Origin of the sequence: Cuspidothrix issatschenkoi CHARLIE-1 (assembly GCF_002934005.1) — a bacterium.
GTDB lineage: Bacteria > Cyanobacteriota > Cyanobacteriia > Cyanobacteriales > Nostocaceae > Cuspidothrix > Cuspidothrix issatschenkoi.
In genome coordinates this window covers 56,894-62,893 of sequence record NZ_PGEM01000053.1, presented here as the reverse complement: position 1 = coordinate 62,893, position 6,000 = coordinate 56,894, and the positions used below count along the sequence as shown (strand labels likewise).

Genomic DNA, 6,000 nt, shown 5'->3' with positions numbered 1-6,000 from the left:
ATTTTCCATATTCGATTCGTAACTGTCTTTGTGAATTGATTTACTGGATTAATTAGGAAAGAGTGGTCTTTTTTCAGTGTCTAAAACAAATACTTTGGACATAATATTTTGCTCCGAAGAGCCTCCCATTTCTGGGGTAATGTTAGCTTTGACAATGTTAGAGGTCGGTAACTATCTTAAAAGCACTGGTTTAACCCTTAAGCCTGTTTAACTTTTAAGTTCTAGAGCAGGGAACTAGCTACGCATTCCCTGGTAGGTCTTTAACTCTTACCTCTAACGTAGTTCCGTTAAGAACTCAGTCCAACTAGGCTTTTACAAGCCCTCACTTACCCGAAGGGAAGTGATGGGTAGTTGACGGTCAAGCAGTTCAGTGTATTGATATGTGCATATTATCGTACCAAAATACCATGAATTGATGAATTTGTCATATCAAACTGACTCTCTCTTTAAAAATCTTTGCTAATCTTCTTGATTATCTTTCTAATCAGTTAGGTTTGTAGTGAGCAAATAGGCATAATTAAAAATTCATACTCGGAACTAGAAAACTAAGAATTGTTGCTATTACATAATTTTTATGTAGTTAGGACTTACGCATTGACAGGATCAACCAAATATGAGGTATAGATTTTGGGCATTTTTACGTGATTGTTTGATGATTTTTGAGCGATAGCGAAGCGCTGCTGCAAGCAACTCGCTATTGATCGGAAGTTAATCGCCAAAAGCCTGAAACGACCAAATATCCTTCATACATATCATGGTTAATTTGTGCAGTGCGTAAGTCCCAGTAGTAACTCATCTTCTCCAGTCAATCTAACCTGAGAAATAATTACAACACTGAATAGATGAATACAGGACAAAATTTATATAAAGGGTAAAATTAACTTCTGAAAAAATGTAAATGTAGTCACAAAAATACAGTTATGACAGGTGACAGGGGACGGTTAAGAGAGAAAGAAATATTCCCTCCTGCCTCCTGCCTCCGGTTGGTGAGCGAAGCCGTTCGCAAAGGGTGGCGTTAGCCATACTACTGCCTCCTGCCTCCTTCACTCTGTTAACTCCTAAAATTGGTGAAAATTAACGAAATTTACCAGGGCTGAGGCGAGCAGGAGCTTGCTGTCTAGTATTACTTCTAATTAATACTCCATTCTTTAAAGCTCTACCAGTACCACCATCTTTAGGATCAAGATATGGTTTCAAATTGATCCCTTTTCTAGTGGATATAACTGGATTTTTACCACCTAGTAAGCTTTGTCCCAAGTTATATAGACTATCGCCACCGCCTCGGTTACGATTGGTGTAGGTTCTGACAGCTATAGTTTGTTGGCCACTATCAGCAGTAGTTAGGTTTTGGAATACACTATCACGAATAGCATAGGGATCTTTATCACGGGGTACTGTCAACACAATGCGACAACTGGGTTGGGATTCGGTGGTGACACAGATAATATTTTCCCTATTTTCGACAGCTATTTGTAGTTCTTGTAATCCATCGGGGCGATATAATTCTAAACGGCTGGCGATGGTTTCACAACGTTTTTGAGCATCCCAACCACCGCCTAAATTTTGAGGTGCAGCCCAAGCAAAATATTGTCCTGCTTGACTTTCGGGTTGATACATCACCGTAGGCATTCCATTATTATATTGACAGCTAAATCTCGTACTGCCATCAATTGTAGTGGTAGAATTTGGGGTGGTTGATGAACCAGATGGTACGCTCGTTGAACCTGATGAATCTGTAGGAACAATAACTTGAGCAAAAGCTACAGCATTGCCAAAAAATAAAGAACAACCCAGACTACTCAGTAATAAAACCCGAAGTGATCGTAATGACATAAATTTAACCTCCGGTGGGGATAGGTAGATAGCTCATATTTCTCTTGACGGATAATATAACTTTTTGATTCAGGGAAAAAGGTGTTTTTTTCTCCCCTACTCTTTCATCTGGCAAATATATATGGTGGACATTACTGACCTGAATCTGGTTTTGGTGGCTATTACTTATCTTAATCTCACGGAATAATCTATTGGCTCTACCGTTCTCCTTATGTAAAATAATATTTATCAATTATGATTCTTATTAAAGAGTTGTTTAGCTTGTTCATAAACCTCAAGAGTAATTAATAATATATCTTTTTCATAAGCATAACCTTCAATCTTCTTCCGTGCAAAAGGACGTACGAAAAAAGGAATATATTTCAGTTTAGCTTCTGCTTCCGCAGTCCATTTAATTTGTTCACTCATAGGTTCTTACATTTTAATATTTATGTTTTCAAATACCCAACTTCTTTAAGAAGTCGGGTATCTTAGAAGTGGGGGATATTGTTTTTTAGTGTTTAAACCTGAGCTACAGGTTCTTTCGCCAAAAATTCCTCTAACTCAATCAAAGCATCAGCATCAAGTTTACTTTGCATGGGACAGAATTTAGGCCCACACATAGAACAAAACTCAGCCTTTTTATAAACATCTTCAGGCAAAGTTTCATCATGATATTCCTTAGCCCGATCAGGATCTAAAGATAACTCAAATTGACGATTCCAGTCAAAATTATACCGAGCGTGAGAAAGTTCATCATCCCTATCTCTAGCACCTGGCCGATGTCTCGCAATATCCGCTGCATGAGCCGCTATTTTATACGCAATTAAACCATTACGCACATCTTCAGCGTTAGGTAAACCTAAATGCTCTTTAGGTGTCACATAACATAACATTGCTGTACCATACCATCCGGCCATCGCTGCACCAATAGCTGATGTAATATGATCATAACCAGGAGCAATATCTGTTACCAAAGGACCAAGAACATAGAAAGGAGCTTCTGAACATTCCTCCATTTGCTTGCGGACGTTGAACTCAATTTGATCCATAGGAACGTGTCCGGGACCTTCCACCATCACCTGTACATCATGTTCCCACGCTCTGCGAGTGAGTTGTCCCAGAGTTTTCAGTTCCGCTAACTGTGCTGCATCCGTCGCATCATGGGTACATCCAGGGCGCAGGGAGTCGCCTAAACTGAAAGTTACATCATATTTCTTGAAAATCTCAATGATGTCGTTGAAATGGGTATACAGGGGGTTTTGTTTGCGGTGCAGCAACATCCACTTAGCCAAAATACCGCCACCACGGGAAACAATACCTGTAATGCGGGTTTTAACTAAGGGTAAATGCTCAATTAACAACCCCGCATGGATAGTTTGATAGTCTACCCCTTGCTGGGCATGTTTTTCGATGATGTGGAGAAAGTCGTCGGCGGTGAAGTTTTCCATTCTCCCGTGGACGCTTTCTAAAGCTTGATAAACTGGTACGGTACCGATGGGAACAGGTGAAGCCTTGATAATAGCGGTACGAATTGCATCTAAATTACCGCCACCTGTGGACAAGTCCATCACGGTATCAGCACCATATTTTACAGATAATCTAAGTTTATCTAATTCTTCTTCCACGTTAGAAGAAGTGGGAGAGGCGCCAATATTAGCATTGACTTTACATTTAGAAGCGATACCAATAGCCATCGCCTCTAAATTCGTGTGATTAATATTCGCAGGGATAACCATTCTACCCCGTGCTACTTCTTCACGGATGAGTTCAGCAGGAAGGTTTTCCACCTTTGCAACGTAGTGCATTTCTTCAGTAATGACACCCTGACGAGCATAGTGCATTTGGGTTACATTGCTCTGTCCACGCCGCTTGGCTACCCATTCAGTTCGCATTTTACAATCCTCAATATACAGCTTCCCTACGCTGGTATTACCCAGTCTCAGGTGTTAAGGGTTTGATCTCAGCTTGGTTTTCCAAGCACCCCTAGCATCTATAAGATTTTAGCATTTTGTTGAAGAATAAATGGTAGGTAATAATATTCAAGTTAGAGCTATTTTCATGTAGGGGCGTTCGCGTAGCGTGCTGAAAGCATCAGCATTCGGACAATTAATCGGTTTTTACCCAAGACTATCATCCGAATGCTTCGCCCTGACTGTGGTCTAAAGACATGAAAACTGCTGTAAGCCAGTATTTAAGTCAGGGAATAAATTCCCTGTCTAATAGCTAAAGTCGGTTTTAACCGACTATTTATGAGTTATTTATTCTAGTTATAGAATAGTTTTTGATTTTTACTGGGTGTAAAATGGTTAGGACTTACGCACAAGTGACGGAAGAATGAACCACGAAGGAACGAAGGAAAGAGGTCTTGAGAGATATTTTGCGTAAGTCCTGATGGTCTAAGATTGGATTTGGTTGTTAAGCTGTAGCTTCTGAGTCCTGTAATTTTTGTTTTTGCTGAATCCGTTCTAATATTACTTTTTTGATTTCTTCTGGTGTCATTGATGCAGGATAAACTACTCTATTAGGTTGTGCTTGCAATCGATCTGCAAATGCGTAAAAAGCTTCTTGATCTTCTTGATGTGCAATTACGTAAGCGCGTAACTCTGATTTTGTCATGGCATCAAAGTTTGGTTTTGTCATTGGTACTCCCAATTTCCATCACGATCAATTACTATTTCAATGCTATCGCCTGCTAAGATGAATATTTTTCCAGTACGTTCATCTAATCGCACCATATAAATTGGTAAATAAGCTGTTGTCAACATTTGACATAAGTAGATACACTTTAGCCCCTGTGCTGATGTGGGTAGAATAATTGCTCCTTACTTGGAAATAATAGATTATTCCTAGATATTATACCAATTAAATGCGGTCAAATCTTAACTATGCTATTGCTCGCAAGTTAGCAAGGTTTGAGGGTTGGCAATATTTTCTAATTAAGGATTTGGCATTTTCTCTTTTTTCACCTGTGAATAAGTTAAATATTACATCTTCATTTTGCGAGTAAAGATGTAACAATCCAAAGTCTTTAATTCTTGAATAAAGTAGGGGAACTCCTGCTAATGTGAGTAGATGTAATTTTTTATGATCACGCTCTTTTGCATCGTGATAATCATGATATGTAGATTGAAATTCTACGACTAAACAAGGTTGATAATTATCATTTGTGATGAGAGCGTCTACGCTGGAACTAAAGAAAAATTTTCTGAGTTCTATATCAAGACCTTTATCTAATTCGCAAAATGAGCATAAGCTTACCTGGGTATGAATTTTATAATTTTCATCTATGCAGGTTTGGAGAAATTCTAACATTCTTTCTTCGTAAGGGTTAACGAGTCTTTTGGGTTTTACAGACATTAGTTTTTCTCCATTAATATTTTTGCAAAGTGGGTAATAAATTCTTCTAAAAATTCACTAGAGGTAATACATACCTGTGACATATAGGGAAAAAGTTTATCCTCATATAAAATTAAGTAACTAAGTTGACTATTAAGTTCTACAGGGAAAAGTTTATGTTGTTGATATAAATCTATGTAATGACTAAATTCTTCTAATTTCTCAATATCAAATCCTTCTGGTTGTGTGGGGTGGGATAAGCCACCAACATCATCTATCCACATAAAATTTACATTAGGATTCAAACAAAAATTTCCTCTCACTTCAGAATTTAAAATATTGGGATAATAATATTGCATTACTTCCAAAAATATATCTTTCTTACTAGGTAATATCCAATATCTATCTAAATAAACATTTGGATGATAGTTATATAATTCATTTCCTAAATCATCTTGAATCATCTGCTCGTCTTCAACAATATAAACAAGGTTCAAAAGTTCCGATTTTAATATATATTTAGGAATTGAAATATATAAACTATCCTGTCTTTGCGACAAAACCAACTGATAACGTTTAGCACCCTTACCAGGATTTTTCAACCGATACCCTATATATTGAGATGTTCGCTTCTCCTCAAACTTCTCATAAAAACCCATTTTACCTAACATACTGATAGCTAAAGATAACAAATCTTCCCCACCTTCAATTACCTGAATATTCGTGGAAACTAAGCGAGGAACACCGTTTTCAACCTCAAAGCGTTGGATGACATCGTATATAATTTTTGACATGGCTTTTTTCCAAATACCTTGGCTAAGGTTCATGGAAATATCATAAACTCTATTT

7 protein-coding genes and 1 riboswitch are annotated in these 6,000 nt (G+C 37.8%); all 7 genes read right to left on the bottom strand.

The genetic code is table 11. The annotated features are described in order from the left end of the window. Positions 1-1,074: 1,074 nt before the first annotated feature. Positions 1,075-1,833 (bottom strand): COP23 domain-containing protein, encoded by a 759-nt coding sequence (locus CUN59_RS08410; protein ID WP_104387417.1) that lies wholly within the window; start codon positions 1,831-1,833, stop codon positions 1,075-1,077. Positions 1,834-2,061: 228 nt separating this feature from the next. After that, on the bottom strand, positions 2,062-2,241 hold the full coding sequence (locus tag CUN59_RS08405; RefSeq protein WP_104387416.1) for a PCP reductase family protein: 180 nt from the start codon (positions 2,239-2,241) through the stop codon (positions 2,062-2,064). 92 nt (positions 2,242-2,333) lie between these two features. After that, positions 2,334-3,707: a phosphomethylpyrimidine synthase gene (gene thiC, locus CUN59_RS08400; RefSeq protein WP_104387415.1), complete on the bottom strand. Its 1,374-nt coding sequence runs from the start codon at positions 3,705-3,707 to the stop codon at positions 2,334-2,336. Positions 3,708-3,713: 6 nt separating this feature from the next. Continuing rightward, a riboswitch (TPP riboswitch) is annotated at positions 3,714-3,810 on the bottom strand. A gap of 420 nt (positions 3,811-4,230) precedes the next feature. Continuing rightward, entirely contained in the window at positions 4,231-4,455 is a 225-nt protein-coding gene (locus CUN59_RS08395; RefSeq protein WP_104387414.1) for a DUF6887 family protein, read from the bottom strand. Then, complete coding sequence (locus tag CUN59_RS22620) at positions 4,452-4,628, bottom strand: DUF6888 family protein (RefSeq protein ID WP_438501809.1); 177 nt, start codon at positions 4,626-4,628, stop codon at positions 4,452-4,454. The genes CUN59_RS08395 and CUN59_RS22620 overlap by 4 nt, the downstream gene beginning before the upstream one ends. 70 nt (positions 4,629-4,698) lie before the next feature. Next, positions 4,699-5,172 (bottom strand): DUF2726 domain-containing protein, encoded by a 474-nt coding sequence (locus tag CUN59_RS08390; RefSeq protein WP_104387413.1) that lies wholly within the window; start codon positions 5,170-5,172, stop codon positions 4,699-4,701. Then, complete coding sequence (locus tag CUN59_RS08385; protein ID WP_243406898.1) at positions 5,172-5,945, bottom strand: hypothetical protein; 774 nt, start codon at positions 5,943-5,945, stop codon at positions 5,172-5,174. The genes CUN59_RS08390 and CUN59_RS08385 overlap by 1 nt, the downstream gene beginning before the upstream one ends. Positions 5,946-6,000: the final 55 nt, after the last annotated feature.

Bases quoted from the DNA above. Each gene is read 5' to 3' on its own strand.
- CUN59_RS08410 (WP_104387417.1), bottom strand. From the start codon at position 1,833: ATGTCATTACGATCACTTCGGGTTTTATTACTGAGTAGTCTGGGTTGT.
- CUN59_RS08405 (WP_104387416.1), bottom strand. From the start codon at position 2,241: ATGAGTGAACAAATTAAATGGACTGCGGAAGCAGAAGCTAAACTGAAA.
- thiC (WP_104387415.1), bottom strand. From the start codon at position 3,707: ATGCGAACTGAATGGGTAGCCAAGCGGCGTGGACAGAGCAATGTAACC.
- CUN59_RS08395 (WP_104387414.1), bottom strand. From the start codon at position 4,455: ATGACAAAACCAAACTTTGATGCCATGACAAAATCAGAGTTACGCGCT.
- CUN59_RS08390 (WP_104387413.1), bottom strand. From the start codon at position 5,172: ATGTCTGTAAAACCCAAAAGACTCGTTAACCCTTACGAAGAAAGAATG.
- CUN59_RS08385 (WP_243406898.1), bottom strand. From the start codon at position 5,945: ATGTCAAAAATTATATACGATGTCATCCAACGCTTTGAGGTTGAAAAC.